The following is a 22,916-nucleotide window of genomic DNA, read 5'->3' as shown; positions in this document are numbered from 1 at the left end:
CGGGAGGTGACCATGGCCAAGCTGATCAAGAGACTGCCGATGCTGCCGGCGGAGCGCGCGCTGAAAGTGATTTCGGGTCGCTGGAAGGCGGTCATCCTGTACCATCTCTTCGACGGGCCCCGGCGGCTGTCGGCGCTGCAGGCGCTGATGCCCGGCATTACCCAGAAAGTGCTGATCCAGCAGCTTCGCGAAATGGAAGAGCACGGCCTCGTGCGCCGCGAGATCTTTGCCGAGATACCCTCGCGCGTCGAATATTCGGCGACGCGGCTCGGCCTCAGCCTCGAGCCCATCCTGCTGGCACTTTGCCAGTGGGGCCAGCATCACGCCGACGAGCTGAATGAGATAGACCGCCTTGCCGATTGCATCTTCAGGCCACGGCAAACGCAGGACGCCCATGCCGTGTGAACAAAAAGGGCGGCGCATGCGCCGCCCCAATGCTTGGGAGAATTAATCCTTGGGAGGACTGTTCGAACCTGTGCTCAGGCCGCTTTGACTTCCTCGGCGACGGCATCGGCCTGACGCGCCGTCTTCAGCACCCTGGCCCACCATGCAATGTCGTTGACCAGCGCGGTTGCCGCCTGGTTGAGGTGCTCGAACTCATCGAGCTTCTTGTCGCCTTGCTTGACGGCAAGGAAATCGGCCCAGGCGATGTGTACGGCGGACTTCACCGGCGCCATCTGCAACTCGACCGCATGCAGCCTCAGCTGCTCGACCGCGCGCGCGCCACCGACGCTGCCATAGCCGACGAAGCCGGCCGGCTTCTTGTTCCACTCGTTGGCGGCGTAGTCGATGGCGTTCTTCAGCACGGCCGTCGGGCCATGATTGTATTCGGCGGCGGTGAAGATGAAGCCGTCGAATCCGGCGACCTTCTTTTGCCAGCGCTGCGCCACTTCGTTCTGCGACGGCACCCAGGCGGAGGATGCGACCTCATCGAAGAACGGCAGCGGGAAATCGCGCAGGTCGACGACTTCAACGTCGATGTCGGCGTGCGACTTGGCGATCTTGGCAATCCATTGGGTCGGGACGTCGGCAAAGCGGGCCGCGCGGGTTGAACCAATGATGATGGCGATTTTGGGTTTTGACATAGAGGGGGCTCTCCTTACGGGAATACTGGTATCGTTTAGATACCTGAGCTATATGAGTAACTGGCCGCTCAATGTGCAAGGAGGCACTTTTTTGTTACCAAGGCACCCGCACCGCACCGAGGACTGCCGCGCCATCTCGGAAATCCTGCAGCGCGTCGGCGACAAATGGACCGTGCTCGTCGTTGGCAAGCTCGGCCACGGGCCGCTGCGTTTCAACGAGCTGCGCAGCGCCGTCGGCGGCATTTCGCAAAAGATGCTGACCACCACTTTGCGCGGGCTCGAGCGCGACGGCTTCGTCACCCGCACGGTGTTCCCGACCATCCCGCCGCGGGTCGACTACGAATTGACCGATCTTGGCTACGAGCTTCTGGTACCGGTCGATGCGCTTGGCGAATGGGCGCGCAAGAACACCGAGCGCGTCAAGGCCGCGCGCGAAAAATTCGACGCCATGCACAGCTGAACCCTTGCGCTGCAAGGGTTTGAACCTGTCGGGGATGCTCCGGATGAGCCCTACTGCTGTAACTGCATCTTGCTCTTCGGCAGCTTCTCGATCCGGTTCCATTTCGGATTGGGACTGACCACCTTCCCGCCAATCGTACAGGTCGTGGTCGTCTCCTTGCGGCAATTGCTCACCGTCGTGCCGCTGGTGTCGCATTTCGTCGCCGAGCAGATCTCGCACTTGGCCGCTTGCCCGTTGATGGTGCGGTTTTCCGACGTGCAGGTGGCGCCTGGATCGCCTTTTTTGACCTCGGCAAAAGCGCTTGCGGACGACAGGCAGAGCAAGGCTGCAAAGGCACCGGCCATGGCAGCGTTCAGCATGTGTTGACGCATTGTCTTTCCTCCCAAGACCCCGCCGGTCGCGCTGCAGGCGCATGCGGGAACCCGTTGGCCAAAAACCACGCCGGATCGCTGCCCGCATCCCCCGCGCGGGAGAGACGGCTGTTTAAATCCGTCTATGGAATCAGCCGATCAGCCTTCGGCCGGAATCGCTTTCGGCTTGCCTTCGCCGTCCAGCGCCACCATGACGAACTCGGCATGGGTGACCTTCTCCATCAGGTCGGAGAGATAGCGCTGCGCCCAGGCCTCGACCTTGAGCGTCATCGAGGTACGGCCGACACGTTCGACATGCGTGTAGATGCACAGCGTGTCGCCGATCTTCATTGGCTTGGCGAAGGACATTTCCTTCACCGCCGCCGTCACCACGCGGCCCTTGGCGCGCTCGGCGGCACGGATGCCGCAGGCCAGATCCATCTGCGCCATCACCCAGCCGCCGAAGATATCGCCCGCCGCATTGGCGTCGGAAGGCATGGCCAGCGTCCTGAGCGTCAGATCGCCGATCGGCCGCCCGTCCGCGTAATGCACCATCTGGCCAATCCTCTCGAAGCCGATTGTCCCGATCCCGTACCGTCACGGCACGGACAGGTCAACGCGCCACTGAAGAGTGTTGCGGCCTGACGTTCGGTATCGGTCGACAGTGTTGAAAAGATGGGGCGCGAAGCTAGACGAGCGCAACCAGTAGGCTTGCATACCGTAGCCGAGCTGGCGGCGTATTCGTGATACGCGATCAACCTCGTCCTGAAACTAAATTCTAACGGAATGTGTCAGGCGGTTGGCTGGGTGACTTTTTCAACAATATCGGCGGAAAGCGGTCAATCGATGTGGGCTATGGCGCTCTATAGCACGCCATAAACCCACTTCTTTCAAACCAGCCGTCCTTGAAATTACGACACAGGAACCGACCTGTGTAACCCTCAGAATATCCAAGGACGAGCACAACCGCGAGCACAGTTGAAGCGGCCAAGACTCGTCTCCATTTCATGGTTCCATACTCCTGCTCCGGTAATCTTGTAACCGAAGTTCGCAGTTTTCTAAATGGCTGCAACGAGAAACCTGGCGCGCCAGATGGCGCGACAGAACCAAGCCCCCGCCGATAGGCGTGCTTCACAAAGTGGGCCAGGGCGTCGGGACGTAGGCGTAGGTGTTGCCTTCGCGGATAACATGATCGATGCCTGGGAAGGGCAGTTGAATGTGGATCAATTCGGGCTGAAAAGAAGCAAAGTTCTGGCTCCATGACGGCGGCAGAGCCGATGGTCCCGCCAGCGCAATTCCTTTCTCTGCCCGTTTCGGACCGACGCTTTTCAGAACGCGAAATCCGCGGACTGAACGACATCGGCTGGGAGCCAGGTTTCATGAACCTGCAAGATCTCGGGCCCGCGGCTGTAGCCGCGATCGTGGACCACCATCGTCGTGACCCGGCCATTGTTCGGTTCATCGGAGTCCTTCGCGTCGCGTTGCCATTCGTGGTAGTTCACGACCGCCAGGTCGGCGCTTTGATGGCTGATCCGGATGTCGCGTATTTTGATACGGAAGGCCGGATTCGATCCGTAGATGCTCTTCATGTAACCTGCGAAGTCTTTTTTCCCGAACGCCCTGCCGCCTGGCATGATGGCGACCAGATCGTCGCTGATCCGGTCGAGCGCGTTCTTCTTGAACGTCGCGTCGTCGCCAGGGCATCGGCCCGCCACCCAGTCGGTGAAGAATTCGTGGATGTCGTGGATCGTCGCCTCGATTTCCTTCGTTTGAAGGGACATTTTTTCCTCCTGTCTCAAGATGATGCTGGATCGGGCGCTTTACGCCGTGGCTTGCCCCGACCGGACGCTGCTTGAGGACAGCCCGTACCACGCGAGCCACAGGCACATGAGAAGCGAGGAAATCAGCCAGATCGGACCCCCGATGCCGATCCCGAGCTGCTCACCGAGTGTCCACCCGGCTGCCGAAAGGATACCGAACGCCGAGCCGACGATCGCGGCCCATCGGGGCAGTATCCCGACGTTATCGCGGGCGTCGTGATACGCGACAAGCGCTGTCGCCAAGGCCAGCGCCCAGAATCCGTTACCCATGCCGCCGGAAAACGCCCACCAGGTCATGAAGGCGTTCGTGTCACCCCGGTCGGCCGCGACCGCGACCACCGATGCCTCGGCGACTGCGGTGGAGAACGTGGTCAGGGCGCCAAGAGCCATCACCATCCAGGCGGAACTCAGCATCGGCGAATGCCGGACCCGGGGGTTGAGCGCCAGGTTCAGGAACGAAGCGCCGGCGATCAGGAACAGCGCCGCTGCCGCCGTCCAATGGACCGTAGCCCATCGCCCATGACCCTCGGCGATATTCTGCATCTGAACAGACAAATCCGCGTCCGGTGGCCCGTGAAAGACGAGCGCAGCCGCCAGCAGCAGCGTTCCGGTGGCGAGCCAGACACCGCCCGGCCCGCTCATGCTGTTACTATTCGTTTGCATCGGGAAAACCTCCTGTGGCCTTTGCCACGCCATGAAGTTTAAACCCGCGCCACGGTTGCCCGCTTCGGCGTAAATACCCACGCAGCGAGAAATTTTGGCTTGGGTAAGATTACCCAGATACGCCCATGCCGATCAGGCCGTGCTCGACAGCAAAGGCCGTGGCTGCCGCGCGCGCGTGCGCACGTTCAGCCGCGTCAGGATATCGCTAACGTGACGGTCTACCGTCCGCTGGCTCAAACCGAGCTCGCCGGCAATTTCCGGGTTGGTCAGGCCTGACGCGATCAGGCGCAGAACCTGCGTCTGTCTGGGGGTGAGAGCTTCGCTGCCTGTCGCCGTCATGGTAGCCCGCAGCTTGCCGGCAACGGCTTCGTCGGGGCGCGCGCCGAGCTCGCGGAAAAGTCTTATCGCTTCGTCCAGTTCGGTCTGCGCCGCTTCAGTATCGCCGGTTGCGAGACAGGCCCGCGCTGTCACCACCCGCATCCGGGCAAGATGATAGGGCGCCCGAAGGTCCCAGAGGATTTCCACCGCGCGCCGGATATGGGCCAATGCCTCCGCAGCGCGACCAGCATGGATCAGCACCCGCGCGGTAGCCTCGGCGGCTGCGGCGCGGACTGCATCCGCGGAATATTGGCGCGCGCAGTCGCGCAGTGTTTCGCACAGTTCCCAGGCATCATCGGCCGAACCGACAGCGAGAGTGATTTCCACCGCAGCCGGCAAGAGGCGGAGTTTGCCCGGCATGTCGTCGACCGACTGCAGTGCGCGGCGGATCGCCGAAAGGGCCGGCTGCTCGTGCCCCTGCTGCAATCGCATAAGCGCCAGCCCCGGCTGCGGATCGAACCCGAACCTGCTCGCTGCGCGATAGGCGGCATCGGCCTCGTCCCATTGGCCGCGGAGGCGAAAGACCTCGCCCTTCTGGTAGAATGCCGGACCGGCGTGGTGCTTCGCGGGCCCCTGCTGAAGGCGGATGCTGGCGACACTGGCCTCGCGGCCGGCCTCGTCCCAGTGGCCGTCGAGGATCAGGATTTCGGCCCGGTGGATCAGGCATCGGCCGGTGAAGGCAACGATGTCGGGCTGTCCCGCGCACCATCCGATCAGCGCCGATGTCCATTCCCTCGCCCGGCTCGTGGCGTGAAATTTCTGACAGATCTCGATCACGCTGCAGTAGACCAGCCCGGTAACGATCGGTGAGAGCCGGCCCGAGGTGACCGAAACCATCGCCTCGTCCAGCAGTTCGAAGCCGCGCACATAGTCGCCGCGCAGGATCAATATCCGGCCCTGAAGGTGGCGCGCGATAGCCAAGAGGTCCGGATCTTCGCAGCGCTGTCCGATCTCCGCGGCACGTGTTGCGTGGGCGAATGCTTCGTCCGGACTGTCGGCGGCGAGGCATTGTTCGACCATTGGGAGCTGAAGGTAACCTTGTTCTGCACATTCCGGCGCATGATCCGCGACCAGCCGGTGGGCGCGGGTCAGCCATCCGCTGCCTTGGGCGAATTCGCCGCGAAACATCAGGGTGAGCCCGATCCAGAAGCCGCAACGCGCTGCGGATCGTTCGCGTCCGTTCCGGAGATGCTCTTCGAAGGCCCTCTCGTAGTCCCGAATGAATTCCTCCTCGCGCCCAAGCATGTAGGCGGCTTCCCCGAGGCGCTGGAGCTCGGCGCCGCCAAGTTGACTGCGGCGGTCTCTGTCTGACAGTTCGCGGTGAAGCCTGGACCAATCTCCGCGATTGGCTAGCTCCGCATACGGATCCGATGCAACTGCACCGTCTTCCGGCGACTTGTCGGGTGATCGGTCGGAGGGCGCGGGCATATCCTCAGAATAGCACATATCTTGCTGAGGAGGTTGCGGCAGGTTACCGATGTGGCAGAAGTTCGTTTCGGGCTCAATCGAGCCGTTCATCGCGTCCGCCGCCGAGGACCGGGAAGGGTCGCACTCTGCCGTCTGCAAGGTGTTTGTCCAGCGACTGTTGTGTGGCGATACCGGCTAAAATCCCTGTCGTGTGAAACTTGTCATGGCCGCTTAGGGTGTCATTTCGCCCTCTACCGGAACCGCCCCCAACGTCGGCGCCTCTTGCTCGATATAATCCCACAGACGGTTCGAGATCGGCCCGTGCGGCCGGTCGCGGCGGCGCGCCACCACCAACTCCTCGGTACGGCCTGGCAGATGACGGCCGGCAATGGATTGCAGGCGTCCGTCGCGCAGCTCTTCCTCGATCAGGAAGCGGGGCATGTGGCCCCATCCGAGGCCCTGCAGGATGATTTCCTTCTTCATGCCCTGATCGGCCACCATGCATTGAGGCGCGCCCTCGATCATGAAGTAGTCTTGTTGCGGTGAATGGCGGGCCGTGTCGCGCATGACACATTGGGTGAACGCGTACATCTGATCCGGCGTGATGGGGTGCTTGATCCGCTGCGGCAGAAAGCCCGACGCCACTACCGGAACGAATTGCACCTTGCACAGATCGATCCATTCCACCCGCGGGTCGCTCTTGTCGATCCAGTGCAGGATCAAATCGGCTTCGTCATCGAAGAGGCGCTCCCACGGGCCGCCCACCGCCTCGAAGTGCAAATGCAGGCGTGTGCCCGGACACTGGGCGAAGAACCGTCCGAGCATGCCCAGCGCCTGCGGGCGTGGGCACAGGTCGCCGATCACCACATGGATCTCGCTTTCTTCGCCCATTGACAGCTGAGCAGCATAGGTACGCAGGCCTTCCAGCTCGCGCAGCAGCGATTGTGCCCTGCGATGGAACGACAGCCCTGCCTCGGTGGGGCGCACGCGATAGCCGCTGCGATCCAAAAGAACGAGGTCGAGTTGCCGCTCCAGCTTTGCGACGGCGGCGAACACCGCTGGGTGCGAGCGATGCAGCATGGCCGCCGCAGGCTGAAAGCCGCCGCAGCGGATCACGGCATCGAAGCATTGCAGGTCGTGCAAGGTAAATTCGGCCATGTCAGCTTACATTACAGAGATTATCCTATCTTTGTAATATCATCAAAAGCATGCCGCAGCTAGGCTTAGCCACATTTAACGCTCTAACAGGGAAGGTGTATTCACCATGAATGAGCTGGATTTCGTGACCGTCGGCGATGGCACGCGCATCGCCTACCGCGTCGACGGCGACGCCGGGAGGCCTGTGCTGATGCTGTCGAATTCCATCGCCACCACGCTGCGGATGTGGGACATGCAGGTCGACGAGCTGTCGAAGCATTTTCGTGTTCTGCGCTATGATTTTCGCGGCCACGGAGGGTCGGGCGTTCCGGCCGGCGCTTATTCGCTCGACCGGCTTGGCCGCGACGTGATCGAGTTGCTCGATGCCCTGGGCATTGAACGCGTACACTTCCTCGGTCTGTCGTTGGGCGGCTTCGTCGGGCAGTGGCTCGGCATCCACGCGCCCGAGCGGATCGAGCGATTGATCCTGAGCAACACCTCGTCCTACCTCGGACCGGCAAAGCCGTTTGACGAGCGGATTGCCGCCGTGCTGCAGGCGCCGGACATGTCGGAAACCGCCGAGATGTTCCTGGGCAACTGGTTTCCTGCGCGTATGCTGGCGGCCAACGAGCCCGTCATCGAAGAATTTCGCGCCATGCTGCTGGCCATCGACCGGCAAGGCCTGGCTGGTTTGTTCGCGGCGGTTCGCGATGCGGATCTTCGCCGAACCGTAGCATTGATTTCCAGGCCAACGCTGGTGATCGCCGGCCGCCACGACACGGTGACAGCCGCCAGCCACAGCGAGCTGATCGCGTCGACGGTGCCCGGCGCAAAACTGGTTGTCCTGCCCGCGGTCCACTTGTCGAACGTCGAGTATCCCGCCGAATTCATGAAGGCCGTGCTCGGTTTTCTGCGCTGAGCCGGAGCACGACGGGGATGCTGAGTGAATCCCGTTTCGAACATCACCCGCATGGACCGCGACGTATGATGCACTAGCGCGCAATGCAGGCTAGACTGGGCAACATCGATAGCGAATGACCGCTGATATGGAACTCAGCATTCGCCCATTGACGCCCGATCTGTGGCCGGCGCTCGAGGACCTGTTCGGTGACAGCGCCGTCTGCAGTCCTTGTTGGTGTATGTACGGGCGGATCGGTCGTTCTTATCGAAAGCGGCCCGGCGAGGAAAACAAGGCAGCGTTCCGGCAAGCCGTCCAGCATGGTCCGCCTCCGGGTTTGCTTGCTTTCGATGGCGACATGGCCGTCGGCTGGTGCCAGGTGACACCGCGGGATGCCCTGCCCTGGCTCGATCGGCTATGGCAGCTCAAGCGCGTGGATGACAGGCCGGTCTGGTCCCTGTCCTGCCTCTACGTGCGAAAACAATACCGCCGGCGGGGCGTAACATCCCAGCTGATTGCACAGGCTCTGGAAATCGCAAGGCGCGCAAACGCTCCTACACTCGAAGCCTATCCTTTCGACGCCGAAATATCGCCGAGCGCTTCCGGCAGCGGAAATGCCTCCACCTTCGCGCGGGCCGGGTTCAGGGTCGTCGCGCGCAGGACGCCGGCCCGCCCGATCATGCGCTATGATTTCAAGCAGATCGCCGATTATCGCCTGTGATGGTTGGACCTTGCATGCCATCGATTAATTACGCTGACAGTTAATTACGGTGACAGTGCACCAATTGCTCGCAACCCGCTGCGCGCGAGTTTACGCTAGCCAATTTGTGCACTGTCACCGTAATTCCGAGTTTACGCCAGCCAATTTGTGCACTGTCACTGTAATTCCTCCGCAAGTCTCACCTCTCCGGCCGAACGAACAGGCTGGCGACCTTAGATTGTAGGCGCGAAAGTCACCGTCTGGCGTGATTACCAACTCTGCGATGTTCGCCCGTTGTTTTCGATGTGATAGATCAGGTTGACAAGGTAGACCCTACGAACCCGTCAAAAGTGGGTAAATGGAGCTATTACAATGCGTTCGCAGGAAGAATGGTTAAGCAACGAAGACGCTCGCGCACACCGAGAGCTCCGAACCCTAGTCGATAAATGGAAACGCCTCGGGCGGAAGACCTATCCGGATGGAACGGAGTGGATCGGACACACGCCAGATCGGGCTCCTGAAGCATATTTGCACCAGCTGTATGCTCCGCTTGACGCCGTCGGAATTGGGCAGATGGAGTCTGAAATTTCGCGTCGACTTCCAGATAATTTCCGTTGCTTTCTCATGTTCCACAACGGGATAGGTCTGTTTGCGAATTATATAAGCGTATATGGCCTGCAACGTAGCTGGTCACGCACAAATTTAGTGGAGGCAGGTCAACAACCCTTCTCCATACTGGAGCCGAATGTACAGAGACGGCCAAGCAATGCACCAGACGATATTCTCTTTATTGGTTCACTCGGGGATAATAGGAATTTAATTGGCATGAATCCGGATGGGTGGGTCTTTCGCTGGGAGAGTGATGATCCTCTGTCCGGTTCGATCAAGTCCTGCTCAAGCGTGTTCACCTTCCTGCTGGAAGAAGCCAATGAGGTGGCGGTCCTCTTCGACCCGGATGGGCGCGAACGCGACTGAACTCGGGCAGCAGGCGACAGGCTGACATTCAAACTGAATATCCTCGGTCGCTTTTTTCACAGCCTATGCCGGAAGGCACGGCGACTTCGCAAGCCTGCGGCGTCTAGGCTGCGGCCAGTTTTCCGGAGCCGCCCGCAGCACCATGCAAACCTATGACTTCATCATCGTCGGCTCCGGCTCGGCCGGTTCGGTCCTGGCCGAAAGGCTGTCGGCTTCCGGCCGTTTCTCGGTGCTGGTGCTCGAGGCCGGCGGGAGCGACCGTCGCTTCTACGTGCAGATGCCGCTCGGCTATGGCAAGACCTTCTTCGACCCGGCGGTCAACTGGAACTACAAGACCGAGCCGGATCCAGGCCTGGCCGGCAATGCCGACCACTGGCCGCGCGGCAAGCTGCTCGGCGGCTCGAGCTCGATCAACGCCATGGTCTGGATCAGGGGCGCGCGCGAGGATTTCGATGCTTGGGCAGCGGCCGGCAATCCCGGCTGGGGCTTCGACGACCTGCTGCCCGCTTTCAAGGCGCTGGAGGATAACCAGGCCGGCGCCGACCAATGGCGCGGCGTCGGCGGGCCGCTGCATGTCACCGACTGCTCGACCTCCGTCCATCCGCTCACCAAGCGCTACCTCGCCGCCGCCAATCAAGCCGGCCTGCCGCTCAACCCGGATTTCAATGGCGCCTCGCAGGAAGGCGTCGGCGTCTACCAGATCACCACCAGGGACGGCCGCCGCATGTCTGCGGCGCGTGCCTTCCTGCGCCCCGCAATGAAGCGCAAAAACGTCCGCGTCGAGATCAACGCGCTGGCGACAAAAATCCTGTTCGAGGGCAAGCGCGCCGTCGGCGTCGAGTATCTCCAGAATGGCGCCATAAAAACCGCCCGCGCCGGCCGCGAGGTCATCCTATCGGGCGGTTCGGTCAATTCGCCGCAACTGCTGCAGCTTTCCGGTGTCGGCCCGTCGGCGCTGCTTGGCGCGCTCGGCATTCCTGTCGTTCACGCCAACGAGAATGTCGGGGCAAACCTGCAGGACCATGTCGGCATCAACTACACCTTCAAGGGCAGGCTGCCGACGCTCAACCAGATCCTGCGCCCGTGGTGGGGCAAGCTGCTGGTCGGCATGCAGTACGTGTTTTTGCGCTCAGGCCCGCTGTCGCTGTCGATGAACAATGCCGGCGGCTTCTTCCGCACCGATCCGGCCACGGCACGGCCCAACATGCAGCTCTATTTCCAGGCGTTTTCGACGGTCATTCCGAAGAGTGGCGAACGGCCGATCCTGACGCCCGATCCATGGCCGGGCTTTTCCATCGGCCTCTCCAATTGCCGTCCGTCGAGCCGCGGCGAAATCATGATCCGCTCCGCCAATCCGCGCGATTATCCCAGAATCGTCGCCAACGCCTTTTCGACCGAGGCAGATGTCGCCGAAATGCTGGCTGCGGTGAAATTCGTCAGGAAGATCGCCTCGATGCCGGCGATGGCCGAGATCATCGAGGAAGAGGTTTTGCCGGGTCCGTCGATCACCTCCGATGCGGACCTTATCCAGGATTTCAGGAAGCGCTCGGGCACCGTCTATCACCCGGTCTCGACCTGCCGCATGGGGCCGGACGCGGCGCGCGCCGTCGTCGATCCGCGCCTCAAGGTGCACGGCCTCGAATCCCTGCGCGTCATCGACGCCTCGATCTTTCCCGACAATATCACCGGCAACACCAACGCCGCCGCTATCATGACCGGATGGAAGGGCGCCGAACTGGTTCTGGAGGATCAAAAATGAAAATCACCGACGTCAAGACCTGGGTGGTCGGCAATCCGCCACCCGGCATCGGCGGCAAGTATTTCATCTTCGTCAAGCTCACCACCGATGGCGGCGTGGTCGGCTATGGTGAGGCTTACAGCGCCACCTTCTCGGCCCATGTCACCGCGAGAATGGTCGAGGACATGGCCGAGCGCTATCTGATCGGCCGCGATCCGCACGACGTCGAAAACTTCTTCCGCCGCGCCTATTCATCCGGCTTCACCCAGCGCCCCGACGTGTCGGGCATGGGCTGTTTCTCGGCGCTCGAAATCGCCTGCTGGGACATCATCGGCAAGGAGGCCGGCAAGCCGGTCTACAAGCTGCTTGGCGGCCAGGTACACGAAACGCTGCGTTCCTATACCTACCTCTACCCGCACAGCGGCAGCGTCCACTCCGAGGACGCCCGCGGCAAGAACGTCTACAACGATCCCGATCTGGCTGCAGCCTGCGCGCTCGAATATGTCGAGCAGGGTTTCAACGCGGTCAAGCTCGACCCGGCCGGCCCTTACACCGCCTTCGACGGCCACCAGCCGCGCCTCGTCGACATTGACCTCTCCGCCCGCATGGTCAAAGCGATCCGCGAGGCGGTCGGCACGCGCGCCGACATCCTGTTCGGCACCCACGGCCAGTTCACCGCATCGGGTGCGCTGCGCCTCGCCCGCGCCATCGAGCCCTACGATCCGCTGTGGTTCGAGGAGCCGGTCCCGCCCGACATGCCGGAAGTGATGGCTCAGGTCGCAAGGGGCACTTCGATCCCCATCGCAACAGGGGAAAGATTGACCACGAAATTCGAATTTGCCCGCGTCATCGAGAACCGCGCCGCGGCCATTGTTCAGCCGGACCTTGGCCGCTCCGGCGGCATTCTCGAGACCAAGAAGATCGCCGCCATGGCCGAGGCCTATCACATCCAGGTCGCGCCGCACTGTTATTGCGGACCGATCGTGGGCGCCGCCAACATCCAGCTCGCGGTGACGCTGCCCAACTTTCTCATTCTGGAATCGCTGAAGCAGTGGGACGGTTTTCACGCGAAGCTGCTCAAGAAGAAGATCGAATGGCAGGACGGTAACGTCATCCCGTCGATGGAGCCCGGCCTCGGCGTCGAGCTCGACGAAGCCGTCTGCGAGGCGCATCCCTGGACCGGCAAGGACCTGCATTTGCAGATGATGCAGACACCGTTGATGCCCTGATCTGTCGAGCGGGCGACAATGTCACACGATTTCAACGTGTTGGGCGTGGGATCGCAATCACGGCCGAAAGAACTTGAATCAATCCCTCAACGGCTTGATTCAATATCTCAGCGTCAATGCGCCGGGCAGGATCTCGAAGGTCGCCGGTATGCGACCCGGCGATTCGCCGTCTATGTCGATCAGCGCGGCGTTCTTCTGCATGTCGCCGAGCGGCTCGACAACCACTTTCTTGCCGCGCAGGATGGTGATCGCCGGATGGTTGCGGTGCCGCCCGCCATAGAGCAGGCGGATGTCCCAGATCAGCTTCAGCTTGCCGGCGGCGCGTAGAATGACGATGTCGAACTCGCCGTCGTTAAGCTCGGCGTCGGGCGCGATCATCATGCCGCCGCCGAAGAATTTGCCGTTGGCCACCGCCACCAGCGCCATGCGCGCCTCGACCGGGGCACCGTCGTCGATGGTGATCGCAACGTCCTGGAATCGATAGCGGAGGAACTCCCAGACCGTGCGCCAGTAGAACAGCGCCTTGGCCGAAACCTTGCCCTTGCGCTTGTCGGCGTTGACGGCACGGTCGGTAGCGCCGGAAAGCCCGAGACTGGCGATGTTGATGAAATGGCGGCTGGCCAGCGCGCCATGGTCGTCGACATAGCTGATGCAGCCGGCATCGACCTTGCGCCCCTTGGCCTCGGCAATCCGCTTTAGTGTCAGATCGACATCGTTCGACAGGCCGAGCCCGCGGGCGAAGTCGATGCCGGTGCCGCAAGGCAGCAGCCCAAGTTCGGCCGTCCGGCCGCTTTCCCGGAAAGCCTTCAGCAGCCCGTCGGCGACCTCACTGGCGGTACCGTCGCCGCCGGCCGCGATCACCAGCTCGAAGCCGATGGCGGCAAGGTCGAGCGCCAGCCGTTCGGCATCCCCCTCGGCCTGCGTTTCACGCAGCTCGAAATCACCGAAATATCTTTTCAGCGAAGCCGCAACCTCGGGCCAATGCCGCTTGAGCCTGCCGCCGCCGGCGATCGGATTGAGAACCACCGCGACCTTCAAGGCTGCCTCCCCAAGGCCATCGAACACGCCTTCCAATCATTTGCCGGCATTGAAGCCTGCGCCGGCCCGCGGGGCAAGATCGAATGTCCGACAATGCGGTTTCGGCCTTGAGGCGGCAAATCCCGGCAGGCGGTGGACGTCGTAGATCGGCAATTCGCTCCAGTGCCGGACTCAGTCCCCGATAATCCCGCTATCCACAGGCTCACGGCGGTTTCGCCAAACGCTTATCCGGCGTACGTTAAACCCATCTCAGGCGGCTACCGATCGCCACGCCGAAAGGCAAAGCGGAACGGCGGATTTCCTGAGGCCCGTACGGCCCTGAACGAGAACAGGCTTGCCTGTTGGAGGGATGGACGCCGAGACCTACGGGGCCGCGGAAAGCGTGCGAACGCCGACGGCGGACCGATGCTGCCATGAAGGACGGCAAAAACCTTCGATGGCGCGCTGGGCAAAGCTCGCAAGAGTGGAGACCGGCGTGGTCCAGAACGGACGCTGCCCTCGGGTGGCGACTGGCAGGACCGTCAAAATCAAGGCCGGCATGGCGCGATATCTTTCGGGAGTTGCTGCCGCGACCGTGTCCTGATCTGACAGGGAGGCGCTGGGAGAAATCCCGGCGCCGACTGTCTTTGTGGCACCGCCTGACGATTTTGCCAGCGACGCTTCACGCTGCGCCAAAATCAGCTACTATCCATTTGCCGTCGGGGACCGTTTAAAAGGGCTAACGGCAGGGGGACATTTCATGACGCTCATCCAGAAGCTTGCTGTTGCCTATGCTTTCCTGTTCTTCGGTGTTGTTGCGATCGGCTATGTGCCGGCCTTCAACGATGCCGGCGGCAATCTGTTCGGCCTGTTCTCGCTGCAATGGTATGACGATTTGCTGCACGCCTTCTCCGGCGTCTGGGCCCTGGCGGCCGCCTTCATCTCGCACCGCCAGGCGGTGTTCTATTTCAAGCTGTTCGGCTCGGTCTATCTGTTCGACGGCGTGCTCGGCCTGGTCACCGGTTCCGGCTGCCTCGATGGCGGCATCTTCATCAACGGCTTCCGCTCCTTGAACGACATCGAATTCCCGGCCCGCTTCTTCGCCAACCTGCCGCACATCGTCATCGGCGGCTTCGCCGTCTATGTCGGGTTCTGGCTGTCGAAACGTGTGTACGACCATTTCGCCACGGCCTGACCGGCCATGTTCCTGTTCCGCTGGCTGAAGCGCATCATCAAGGCGATCCTCTGGCTCGTCGTCATTGTCGTGTTGATCCCGATCGCCGGGCTGGGCTACGGCTTTCTCACGACGCCGTCGCTGGACACAACACCATTGCCGGGCGTCACTGAGGGTGCCCCGCCGAAGGCGCTAGCCGACAAGGTCCGTGCCGAGATCCCCGGCTACCAGCGGCCGGAGGAATCAACCTTTCTCACCTATCCGGAATGGGCCATCGTCTACGCCGCCCGCGAATATGCCGGCTTCGTCGACAAGAACCAGCCGAGCGGTTTTCCCTATCTCTCCTATATCGGCCGCTTCTGGCAGGACTATGCGATGGTCATCCGCGCCAGCTCCACCTACAAGTTCAACCTCGACAACCACCAGATGCTGGTGGTCATCGGCACCAGCCACACGATCGAGCACGCCATCCAATGGGCCTATGAGAATACGGTCGGCCGCGTCACCGAAGCGACAGCCGGCAAGCGCACCGCCATCGACATCTACCAGGCCAAGGTGGCGGCCGACTATGCCGGTTTTCTCGACCAGGTCCCGTGGTACCAGTTTCCCTATGCCGAAAAGCGTGCCGGCCTGTTTGCCGTCCAGCCGGCGGCGGACGACAGCGCCGTCCGCACCAGCGAACGCAAGCTCGCCTTCGGCCTCGCCGACACCATCAAGCAGGGCTACGCCGATCTGATCAAGTCGGCGCTCGCCGCCACCACCGACCCGGCCTTGCTCGACATTCACGTCTGGGCCAAGGGTCCGGTCAGCGAGGTGACGCGTAACGAGCCCGACACCTTGCTGGAGCGCGATCTCGGCGGCGACGGCACGGTCTTCGTCACCAGGCGCTACCAGGTGTTCACCGACATGATCCCGCGCCTGATCGGCAAGGGCGTCTCCTTCGTCGAGATCGGCGGCAATGACGAGATCATGGTCACCATGCTTTCCAATGACGAGATCAATGTTCCCGAAGGTGCACGCACCTTGTTCAGCTACCCGCTTCCGGCGGAACCTTCGACGCGCCGCACCGGCCTGACCATCGCGGTGCGCAAGCTGCACCTCGTGCTGCCGGCGCTGATGACGGCGGGCGCCAGGCTCGAGCACGTCTACGACTACTGAGGCCTTTCGGTCACAGCCGGCCTCGGTAAGACGTTGCGTGATGCTCCGCCACGCTCATTCCACAATCGCGGCCAAATCCCGCCTTGTTCCGCAACGATTGATGACGCCGTAGCACTTTGATCTTGCGCACATGCGCCAGGCAACTCGGAGAGACAAGACCGTGATCAAGACCGCCCTTGTCGCCATGACCATCGTCGGCTGCGATTGCGACGCGAGGCTTTGTGAATATATCGGCGAGACGCCCGCCAAATGGTCGACCATCGCCGAATGCGAAGCGGCGATGAAAAGCCAGATACTGCACGAGCGCAATTTCGATTATCCGCTGGTCTCCGGCATCTGCCGGGCACAAAACTCGTCTTCGTCATCGCAGCTCGCGGCGACCACTTCCGAGCCCGCATTGACGACGGCCAGCACGGCCGCGACAGACCCGCTGCCACCGGAACTGAGCCACCGGCCCAGTGCTGCGGTCGGAACGCAGACCACGGCGACGGAAACAGAAGCCGTCCGGCCGGTCGCCTACGAAGCGGCGGTCGATGGCGGCAGTGCCGTGCTCTACCGCACGAAGACCGGCTACGCCGTGGTCAAGACCGATCTCGGCCGCGCCGCAGCGGCAACGATCGGCATCGCCAAGCGCTCGGCGAACTGGCTGGCGGCGAAATTGCCTGACGGTCTGTAACCGGCGCTTCAAACCGTGCCGATCAGTGCCTTGACGGCGCGATAAAACGTCGACGAAAACAGCTCGCCTGGATCGTATTGCCGCTTCTTCGCCAGGAAGGACGGCAGTTCCGGATAGGAGGCAAGCAGCTCGTTGCCCGTATAATGGAGCTGGTAGGGCAGGAAAAAACGCCCGCCATGCTTGATCGTCACATCGATCAGCGCCCTTGTCAGCGCCCGCATCCTGGCATTGCCGTCGGCGTCGGTCGGCTGATTGATGTAGAGCACCAGCGAATAGGCCGGCTCCGGCGCATAATTCAGTGCCACATCCTCCTTGTGGACGATGCGCACCGACGCGTTGAGCACCGGCAGGCTCTGGTTGCGCAGGATCTCGCGCGCTTCCGCGATGAACGGGTTATAGGCGGCGCGCGGGATGAAATATTCGTGCAGGATGTCGGTCTCGTCGAGCAGGTCGTTGAACAGATACGGCACTGAATCGTGCATCGGGTTGTTGCGGGTGACGAGGCAGGCCTCGCCCTCGGCCATTGCCGTCGTCCGCGCCACCGTGCAGCTCTCGAATTGCGGCTCCAGCGTCTTTTCGGTGAACCATTTCAGCTCCTGGAACAGGCTGCCCCATTTCGCCAGGTTGATGATCACCCGCTTGAACCCAACCGAACCCGGCTCGCCGATTGCCGGCTGGTCGGCCGGCGGCTGGTCGGCCACCTTGTCGTAGCGGTAGACGATCATATCCTCGAGGAAATTGCCCGGCGCAGTCGACAGATGCCCATAAAACAGACCGATCGCCCTGTTTGGCTCCAGCACCTCGGCGAAGAACTTTGGAAAGTCGTCCGATTTGATGATCTCGCGCGAGGTCCGGTAGACGGCGTTGTCGACGATGTCGAGCGTCGCCTCCAGCACCACGCCGAACAGGCCGTAGCCGCCGACGACGTGGCGGAACAACTCGGTATTTTCGGCCGGTGAGCAGGTCATCACCGAACCGTCGGCCAGCATCACACGCATCGATCGGATCGAGCCGGCGACCGAGCCGGCCTGGTGGTCCATGCCATGCGCGTTGACCGACAGCGAGCCGCCGACCGAAAAGATGTCGGTCGACTGCATCGCCTTCACCGCGAAGCGCGGGTGCAAAAGGTTCTGGATGTCGTGCCAGCGCGCGCCCGGCTGCAAGGTCATCGTCTTCGCAGCCGGGTCGATACTGACCTTGTTGAGTTTGCGCATGTCGAGGACCAGCGCGTTATCATCGAAAGCGTGGCCGCCCATCGAATGGCGCACCGCCGCGATCGAGACCTTCAGGCCATTGGCGCGGGCAAAGGCCAGCGCGCTCGCAATGTGGTCTTCCTCGCTGACTTCGACGACGCCGTAGACCGGCGTCATCGACAGGCCGCTGGCATCATTGATGTCGCCGCCCTTGGTCAGCCATGCCAGTGACGGATCGTAGGCTGGCGGGCCCTCTAGCGGCTCCTGCGTCAGGTCGATGCCATCAATGTCGGCGATGCGCCCCGAATTCTTCTGCCCCGACGGACCGCGCGCCAGCCGCGCCACGGTCGTCCCGCCCCATAGCATCGCGCCGCCGACCACCGTCGCACCAAGCAGCAGCCGCCGCGACAGGCGAAACCCCTTGCGTTCTCCGATCATGATACCCCTCGCTGCCTCAGAGATAGCGCGAGCTTCCGGCAAAAACCATAGCCGGGGTGCGTAGCAGAACTACAGCGGCAGTTGCGGCGTCAGGAGCATTTTCTTATGGTTGCAATGAAGGTATTTTTCGCGCTATGATTGAAAAAGCGAACGGATCCATGATGATGCTGACCATTGTAGGGCGCCCATTCCATGAAGCACGTGTCCCGCGCGATACTGTCCCTGATGCTAGCGCTTGCTCCGATATCCGCCGAGGCTCAGGACTCCAGTCAGGGCGACGACAGCGTCGTCGCAGTCGCGCCTGACGATCCAGATATGGCGGCGGCGACTGCACAGGCACGTGCCAGCCTGGATGAATTCCTAGCATTATCCCAGACACCGCCACCTGGAACGGACACATTCAAACTGAAGGTGATGATCAAGGACGGAAATGTGACCGAACACTTCTGGGTCATCCCGTTCCAGCGGAACGAAACCGGATTCGTGGGGATATTGGCGAATGAGCCACATAGTGTCCACAACGTCGTGGCTGGCCAGTATATCGAATTCAACCGGGACGATATTTCCGACTGGGGATACACCAGAAACGGTCACCAGGTTGGCAGTTTCACCGTTTGTGTGATGTTCAGGTCGATGTCGAAGGAAGAAGTCGCCTACATGCGTAGCCAACGCGGCTTCGATTGCTGACCGTCCAGCCGGACTAACCCGCCTCCTCGTCCCTCGCCCCGATCTTGCGCACCAGCGCCGCTGTCGCCAGCATCGCGCCCATGTCGGCGATCATCGGCGCGACATGCTTGGTGTAGTCGAGTCGCGTGGGGATATCCGGCAGCTCGAAGAAATTCCTTTCCTGCGGGAGCAGCAGGAAGCCGTCACTGCCGCTGAGCGCCACGCGTGCCGGATCGTTCGGCCGGGTCTCGCCGAGCCATTGCAGCGCCTGCGCCAGCCGGCCGGTCACCAGCGGCCGCGCCGCCTCGATGTTGTCGGTGCGGAACTCGTAGGCGGCATCAAGCTCCGGCACGCCGCTGGACAATTCCTGCATCTTGCTGCCGAAGATGCCGCGGAAGAAGCCGACGGCTTTGTTGGTCCGGCGCGCGGCGACCAATGTGCCGGGGAACGGCACGATCGTCTCGAAGGCGACGATGACGCCCTTGAACACTGCCGTCGTGCTCTTGCCCGTCCCTTCCCGGAGCTCTGCTTCGTACAGCTCGAACGGAAACCCTTCATAGCGGCCGGAAAAAGCATCGTCGAAAGACTGTCGGTTGAATGGGCCAACCGTCTCGCGCGGCAGCCGGTCGAACGAATTCGGCTTGACGTTGTGCCGATACCGCATGTCCTCGATAAAACCGAAGATGATCGGCAACAGCGTGCTGCGAAACGACTGCTGCAATTTGCTCGCTGGCTTGATCGCCCGGAAATAGAGCAGGATCGCCGCCAGGAATCCGCCGATATAGAGGAACACATGCGGGGTCGAGAACCATTGCTCGTTCGGGTCGGCAACCCCGTTGAAGAGCCAGGCCACAAAGACCACGAACACCAGCACCGGCCCGATGAAAAGTGGCACCCGCCAGCGCATCCGGCGATGGGCCGAAGCTCTTTGCGCCTCATACGCCTCGATGTTCTTCCTGAGACCGGCGATCACCGCTTCGCTCGGCATGAAATCCGCAGTTTCCATCACCCACCGCCGCCACAAGCCTGCCCGCGTTGGGCATGATAGCCGGTTTGGTGGACCGCGTCAGCGCAGCCGTCGGCGCCTGGCACCGAAGATCGCATCGAGGCGGGCCAGAACCCTTTGCCTCGATTTTCCCGCCAGCGCTTCGACCGGGACCAGCCGCTCGTGATCGCCGGCGCGCAGCCGCATGAAGGCATGCAGCCGGTAGGCGGCGATGGCCCCGCGCGTGCCGGGATCGGCGCTGATGTCGACGACGAGAATGGCGCCGATACGGCCCGGCCATGGCTGGCGCGCGAAGGCGGTGCCGAAGAAATCGCCGAGCCCATAGGCAACGAGCGTCTTGCCGATCCGCTCGATCGGCTGCACGACATGAGCATGATGTCCGGCGACCAGGCCGACGCCATAATCGGCCAGAAGCCGCGCCAGTGCCCGCGTCTTCGCCCGTGGAAAATGCCGGAATTCCCAATCCCAATGTGGCACTGCGCAGAGGAGGTCGACACCCGAAGCGGCGTCGCGCGGCCATTGCGTCGGATCGCCTTGCATCGAGACTCGGCCCGCGAACTGAGTCGCGCCGGCATTGCGCCACAAGGTAAAGGCGGCAAGGCCGATTGTCAGCGCCCCGACTGCAAACCGCTCGACCGGAACCGCAGTGCCGATCGTGCGGATGCCGAGCCGCTCCAGGGCGGCGACCGTGTCGTCGAAGCCGGCAATACCCTGGTCGAGCACATGGTTGTTGGCCAGCGACAGCACCAGTTTTTCACGCGAAATGCCGGCGGCGGCCAGCGCCTCGGCAAGAAACCGCTCGCTCATCGCGTGGCGCGTGCCAAGCCTGGTGCCCAAAACAGCACTCGGCCGTTCCACCACCGGGCTTTCGCAATTGCCGACCACCAGATCGGCCGAGGCAAGCAGTGCCGCAATCGCCGGATCGCAGTCCGGCGCGCGGCGATTGGCCACCGCCGAGATATCGCCGACGAAAGCCAGCCGCACCGTCCGCACCGGCGGCGGTTCGAGCAGGGTTGCGGCCGCCGGAGCAAAACCGCGCGCGTCGCCATCGAGCGAAGGCCGGAGAAAACGCGGCAGCCACGACAGTTTGTAGGAAAGCGGATAGTTCGACACGCGACGGCCCAATGGTTTGCCTTGTGTAGACCGCCAGCCCGATTGATTGAAGCGCAGACTGTTATGGGTGAAAACCACAGGGCCACAGGCGCAGCGAACCAAATGCGTGTATGATCCGCTGCGGAGCGACAAAAGGGGCGATCACGATGAAGCGTTTTTCCAGGCTGGTGGCGTGCGCCATCATTCTTCTGCTGCCGCTGTCCTCAGTCAGCGCCGCGGCTCCCGAAGCGGCGGCCCTGTTTGAGGCAAAAACCGTAGCCGAACGCGACAGCGCCCTTGCCGCTCTGGAAGCCGCCGCGCCCGGCGATCCGGCAGCGACCTACGCCGCCGGCGCAGGCGAATTCTTCACCGCGCTGGAGATCCTGGCCGGCGGCCTGCACCGCCACGGTTTCGAAAGCCCACAATCCTTCATGCTGCCGCTGATGCGGCTGCCGGTGCCGGACAACCCTGACCCCGAGCCGCTGACCTACGAACAATTCCGCGCCATTCTCGTTGCCTTCCGCGACCGGCTGGAGAAATCCGCAGCCACGCTGGGTTCGGTACCCGTCGACGCGGACATCGGCATGGTCATCGACCTCACCCGCCTCGGCATCGACCTCAACGAGGACGGCACGATCGCGCCGGACGAAAGCGCTGCGGCGATCATGGCCTCTCTCTCAGGCACGGGCGGCGCGCCGGCCGATGCCGCCCTCGCCTTCCGCTTCGACCGCGCCGACGGCTATTGGCTGCAGGGCTATGCCGAGTTCCTGATGGCGCAGGCCGACTTCTGGCTGGCACATGATTTCAGCAACACGTTCGACGGCTCCTTCCACATGCTGTTCCCGCGCGCAAAACTGCCGCTGCAGGACACGCTCGTGCCGCTGGACGGTGGCATGGGCGGCGGCATATTGTCGTCCGAATGGCGTCTCGCCGATTTCATCTCGCTGGTCCATCTCATCAACTGGCAAGTGATCGAGCCTGAGCGCCGGCAAGCGGCACGCCGCCATCTCATGGAAATGATCCGGCTGTCGCGCGAGGACTGGAAAGCCATCCGCGCCGAAACCGATAATGACCGCGAATGGCTGCCCGGGCCGCAGCAGAAAGGCGCCAGCCCGCTGACCGGTCTCGAAGTCGGTGAGCAGCAGGTACAGGCTTGGCTCGCCGGCCTGGCCATGGCCGAGGATCTGCTGGAGGGACGCACCTTGCTGCCGCATTTCCGCATCGCCGACAAAGGCATCAACATGAAGCGCTTCTTCGACGAGCCGAAGCCCTTCGACCTGGTGCTGTCGATCACCGGCCCGGCCATCGCGCCCTATCTCGAACGCGGCAAGGTTCTCACCAGCGAGGAGTTCAACCAAATCCAGCGCCAGTTCGGCGGCGCCGGGTTTCTGACATTCGCGCTGTGGTTTAATTGAGCGGGAAACTTCGACGTTGCTCCTGACACCCTGCTGTCAGCAGCTGGATTGTGCCTCGGGCCCCTCGCCACTCCGCTCTTTCCATTTTGGCCGATACCTCCCATATTCGGGCCATGGCCAGACTGTCCGACAAGAAAACGCCGCCGCCGGCGAATGACGAGCGCGCTTCGCCGCCCAAGCGACGCAGTCCGCTGACCGATTTTCTCGATGCCTCGGAGCCCCTGTACAAGGGCGGTTTTGC

24 protein-coding genes are annotated in these 22,916 nt (G+C 62.4%); 13 read left to right on the top strand and 11 right to left on the bottom strand.

What is annotated here, in order from left to right:
- The first annotated feature begins 12 nt into the window (after positions 1–12).
- The gene (locus E5W70_RS12175) at positions 13–405 is read left to right on the top strand and encodes a helix-turn-helix domain-containing protein (RefSeq protein ID WP_292658107.1); all 393 of its coding nucleotides are present in this window, start codon (positions 13–15) and stop codon (positions 403–405) included.
- Positions 406–479: 74 nt separating this feature from the next.
- On the opposite strand, the gene E5W70_RS12170 is transcribed toward E5W70_RS12175, so the two are convergent.
- On the bottom strand, positions 480–1,085 hold the full coding sequence (locus E5W70_RS12170) for an NADPH-dependent FMN reductase (RefSeq protein WP_023678377.1): 606 nt from the start codon (positions 1,083–1,085) through the stop codon (positions 480–482).
- A gap of 91 nt (positions 1,086–1,176) precedes the next feature.
- On the opposite strand from E5W70_RS12170, the gene E5W70_RS12165 reads away from it, so the two are divergent.
- A complete protein-coding gene (locus E5W70_RS12165; RefSeq protein ID WP_292658103.1) occupies positions 1,177–1,545 on the top strand; it encodes a helix-turn-helix domain-containing protein in 369 nt (122 codons plus the stop codon).
- Between the two features lie 50 nt (positions 1,546–1,595).
- Here the strand turns inward: E5W70_RS12165 and E5W70_RS12160 are convergent, their stop codons facing one another.
- The 5 genes from E5W70_RS12160 to E5W70_RS12140 form a co-directional block, all read right to left on the bottom strand.
- Positions 1,596–1,916, bottom strand: coding sequence for a hypothetical protein (locus E5W70_RS12160; RefSeq protein ID WP_292658101.1), 321 nt, complete (start codon positions 1,914–1,916; stop codon positions 1,596–1,598).
- 138 nt (positions 1,917–2,054) lie between these two features.
- Positions 2,055–2,450, bottom strand: coding sequence for an acyl-CoA thioesterase (locus tag E5W70_RS12155; RefSeq protein WP_292658100.1), 396 nt, complete (start codon positions 2,448–2,450; stop codon positions 2,055–2,057).
- A gap of 773 nt (positions 2,451–3,223) precedes the next feature.
- Entirely contained in the window at positions 3,224–3,676 is a 453-nt protein-coding gene (locus tag E5W70_RS12150; RefSeq protein WP_292658098.1) for a nuclear transport factor 2 family protein, read from the bottom strand.
- 39 nt (positions 3,677–3,715) lie between these two features.
- The gene (locus tag E5W70_RS12145) at positions 3,716–4,357 is read right to left on the bottom strand and encodes a hypothetical protein (protein WP_292658095.1); all 642 of its coding nucleotides are present in this window, start codon (positions 4,355–4,357) and stop codon (positions 3,716–3,718) included.
- Between the two features lie 153 nt (positions 4,358–4,510).
- Entirely contained in the window at positions 4,511–5,677 is a 1,167-nt protein-coding gene (locus E5W70_RS12140) for a LuxR C-terminal-related transcriptional regulator (RefSeq protein WP_292658092.1), read from the bottom strand.
- Between E5W70_RS12140 and E5W70_RS12135 the strand changes: the two genes are divergently transcribed.
- Entirely contained in the window at positions 5,660–6,067 is a 408-nt protein-coding gene (locus tag E5W70_RS12135) for a hypothetical protein (protein ID WP_292658089.1), read from the top strand. The genes E5W70_RS12140 and E5W70_RS12135 overlap by 18 nt on opposite strands.
- Before the next feature lie 327 nt (positions 6,068–6,394).
- Here E5W70_RS12135 and E5W70_RS12130 read toward each other — a convergent pair whose 3' ends face one another.
- Positions 6,395–7,321, bottom strand: a complete 927-nt coding sequence (locus E5W70_RS12130; RefSeq protein WP_292658087.1) for a LysR family transcriptional regulator — start codon at positions 7,319–7,321, stop codon at positions 6,395–6,397.
- A 106-nt stretch (positions 7,322–7,427) separates the two neighbouring features.
- Here E5W70_RS12130 and E5W70_RS12125 point away from each other — a divergent pair, with 106 nt between their 5' ends.
- From E5W70_RS12125 to E5W70_RS12105, 5 genes are all read left to right on the top strand, one after another.
- Positions 7,428–8,219, top strand: a complete 792-nt coding sequence (locus tag E5W70_RS12125; RefSeq protein WP_292658085.1) for an alpha/beta fold hydrolase — start codon at positions 7,428–7,430, stop codon at positions 8,217–8,219.
- A 115-nt stretch (positions 8,220–8,334) separates the two neighbouring features.
- Complete coding sequence (locus tag E5W70_RS12120) at positions 8,335–8,919, top strand: GNAT family N-acetyltransferase (protein ID WP_292658082.1); 585 nt, start codon at positions 8,335–8,337, stop codon at positions 8,917–8,919.
- A 351-nt stretch (positions 8,920–9,270) separates the two neighbouring features.
- Positions 9,271–9,873: an SMI1/KNR4 family protein gene (locus E5W70_RS12115; RefSeq protein WP_292658079.1), complete on the top strand. Its 603-nt coding sequence runs from the start codon at positions 9,271–9,273 to the stop codon at positions 9,871–9,873.
- 142 nt (positions 9,874–10,015) lie between these two features.
- Entirely contained in the window at positions 10,016–11,632 is a 1,617-nt protein-coding gene (locus E5W70_RS12110; protein ID WP_292658077.1) for a GMC family oxidoreductase N-terminal domain-containing protein, read from the top strand.
- The gene (locus E5W70_RS12105) at positions 11,629–12,840 is read left to right on the top strand and encodes a mandelate racemase/muconate lactonizing enzyme family protein (RefSeq protein WP_292658075.1); all 1,212 of its coding nucleotides are present in this window, start codon (positions 11,629–11,631) and stop codon (positions 12,838–12,840) included. Before E5W70_RS12110 ends, E5W70_RS12105 begins: the two co-directional genes overlap by 4 nt.
- A 99-nt stretch (positions 12,841–12,939) precedes the next feature.
- On the opposite strand, the gene E5W70_RS12100 is transcribed toward E5W70_RS12105, so the two are convergent.
- Positions 12,940–13,878, bottom strand: a complete 939-nt coding sequence (locus E5W70_RS12100) for a diacylglycerol kinase family protein (protein ID WP_292658073.1) — start codon at positions 13,876–13,878, stop codon at positions 12,940–12,942.
- A gap of 739 nt (positions 13,879–14,617) precedes the next feature.
- Between E5W70_RS12100 and E5W70_RS12095 the strand changes: the two genes are divergently transcribed.
- From E5W70_RS12095 to E5W70_RS12085, 3 genes are all read left to right on the top strand, one after another.
- Positions 14,618–15,052 (top strand): DUF4383 domain-containing protein, encoded by a 435-nt coding sequence (locus E5W70_RS12095; protein ID WP_023719157.1) that lies wholly within the window; start codon positions 14,618–14,620, stop codon positions 15,050–15,052.
- Positions 15,053–15,058: 6 nt separating this feature from the next.
- Positions 15,059–16,189 (top strand): hypothetical protein, encoded by a 1,131-nt coding sequence (locus E5W70_RS12090; protein ID WP_292658069.1) that lies wholly within the window; start codon positions 15,059–15,061, stop codon positions 16,187–16,189.
- 160 nt (positions 16,190–16,349) lie between these two features.
- Positions 16,350–16,865, top strand: coding sequence for a hypothetical protein (locus tag E5W70_RS12085; RefSeq protein WP_292658066.1), 516 nt, complete (start codon positions 16,350–16,352; stop codon positions 16,863–16,865).
- An 8-nt stretch (positions 16,866–16,873) separates the two neighbouring features.
- Here E5W70_RS12085 and E5W70_RS12080 read toward each other — a convergent pair whose 3' ends face one another.
- A complete protein-coding gene (locus E5W70_RS12080; protein ID WP_292658065.1) occupies positions 16,874–18,496 on the bottom strand; it encodes an FAD-binding oxidoreductase in 1,623 nt (540 codons plus the stop codon).
- Between the two features lie 192 nt (positions 18,497–18,688).
- Between E5W70_RS12080 and E5W70_RS12075 the strand changes: the two genes are divergently transcribed.
- Positions 18,689–19,183: a DUF2314 domain-containing protein gene (locus tag E5W70_RS12075; RefSeq protein WP_292658063.1), complete on the top strand. Its 495-nt coding sequence runs from the start codon at positions 18,689–18,691 to the stop codon at positions 19,181–19,183.
- A gap of 13 nt (positions 19,184–19,196) precedes the next feature.
- Here the strand turns inward: E5W70_RS12075 and E5W70_RS12070 are convergent, their stop codons facing one another.
- Positions 19,197–20,168: a hypothetical protein gene (locus E5W70_RS12070; protein WP_292658062.1), complete on the bottom strand. Its 972-nt coding sequence runs from the start codon at positions 20,166–20,168 to the stop codon at positions 19,197–19,199.
- Positions 20,169–20,228: 60 nt separating this feature from the next.
- Positions 20,229–21,281 (bottom strand): CapA family protein, encoded by a 1,053-nt coding sequence (locus tag E5W70_RS12065; protein WP_292658169.1) that lies wholly within the window; start codon positions 21,279–21,281, stop codon positions 20,229–20,231.
- Between the two features lie 146 nt (positions 21,282–21,427).
- On the opposite strand from E5W70_RS12065, the gene E5W70_RS12060 reads away from it, so the two are divergent.
- A complete protein-coding gene (locus E5W70_RS12060; RefSeq protein WP_292658058.1) occupies positions 21,428–22,675 on the top strand; it encodes a hypothetical protein in 1,248 nt (415 codons plus the stop codon).
- The last annotated feature ends 241 nt before the right edge of the window (positions 22,676–22,916 follow it).

The sequence above is a fragment of the Mesorhizobium sp. genome (assembly GCF_005063415.1).
GTDB lineage: Bacteria > Pseudomonadota > Alphaproteobacteria > Rhizobiales > Rhizobiaceae > Mesorhizobium.
The sequence above is the reverse complement of the archived record's forward strand: the minus strand, read 5'-3'. Positions and strand labels throughout refer to the sequence as shown.

Bases quoted from the DNA above. Each gene is read 5' to 3' on its own strand.
- E5W70_RS12175 (WP_292658107.1), top strand. From the start codon at position 13: ATGGCCAAGCTGATCAAGAGACTGCCGATGCTGCCGGCGGAGCGCGCG.
- E5W70_RS12170 (WP_023678377.1), bottom strand. From the start codon at position 1,085: ATGTCAAAACCCAAAATCGCCATCATCATTGGTTCAACCCGCGCGGCC.
- E5W70_RS12160 (WP_292658101.1), bottom strand. From the start codon at position 1,916: ATGCGTCAACACATGCTGAACGCTGCCATGGCCGGTGCCTTTGCAGCC.
- E5W70_RS12155 (WP_292658100.1), bottom strand. From the start codon at position 2,450: ATGGTGCATTACGCGGACGGGCGGCCGATCGGCGATCTGACGCTCAGG.
- E5W70_RS12150 (WP_292658098.1), bottom strand. From the start codon at position 3,676: ATGTCCCTTCAAACGAAGGAAATCGAGGCGACGATCCACGACATCCAC.
- E5W70_RS12145 (WP_292658095.1), bottom strand. From the start codon at position 4,357: ATGAGCGGGCCGGGCGGTGTCTGGCTCGCCACCGGAACGCTGCTGCTG.
- E5W70_RS12130 (WP_292658087.1), bottom strand. From the start codon at position 7,321: ATGGCCGAATTTACCTTGCACGACCTGCAATGCTTCGATGCCGTGATC.
- E5W70_RS12125 (WP_292658085.1), top strand. From the start codon at position 7,428: ATGAATGAGCTGGATTTCGTGACCGTCGGCGATGGCACGCGCATCGCC.
- E5W70_RS12120 (WP_292658082.1), top strand. From the start codon at position 8,335: ATGACCGCTGATATGGAACTCAGCATTCGCCCATTGACGCCCGATCTG.
- E5W70_RS12115 (WP_292658079.1), top strand. From the start codon at position 9,271: ATGCGTTCGCAGGAAGAATGGTTAAGCAACGAAGACGCTCGCGCACAC.
- E5W70_RS12110 (WP_292658077.1), top strand. From the start codon at position 10,016: ATGCAAACCTATGACTTCATCATCGTCGGCTCCGGCTCGGCCGGTTCG.
- E5W70_RS12105 (WP_292658075.1), top strand. From the start codon at position 11,629: ATGAAAATCACCGACGTCAAGACCTGGGTGGTCGGCAATCCGCCACCC.
- E5W70_RS12095 (WP_023719157.1), top strand. From the start codon at position 14,618: ATGACGCTCATCCAGAAGCTTGCTGTTGCCTATGCTTTCCTGTTCTTC.
- E5W70_RS12090 (WP_292658069.1), top strand. From the start codon at position 15,059: ATGTTCCTGTTCCGCTGGCTGAAGCGCATCATCAAGGCGATCCTCTGG.
- E5W70_RS12080 (WP_292658065.1), bottom strand. From the start codon at position 18,496: ATGATCGGAGAACGCAAGGGGTTTCGCCTGTCGCGGCGGCTGCTGCTT.
- E5W70_RS12075 (WP_292658063.1), top strand. From the start codon at position 18,689: ATGAAGCACGTGTCCCGCGCGATACTGTCCCTGATGCTAGCGCTTGCT.
- E5W70_RS12070 (WP_292658062.1), bottom strand. From the start codon at position 20,168: ATGGAAACTGCGGATTTCATGCCGAGCGAAGCGGTGATCGCCGGTCTC.
- E5W70_RS12060 (WP_292658058.1), top strand. From the start codon at position 21,428: ATGAAGCGTTTTTCCAGGCTGGTGGCGTGCGCCATCATTCTTCTGCTG.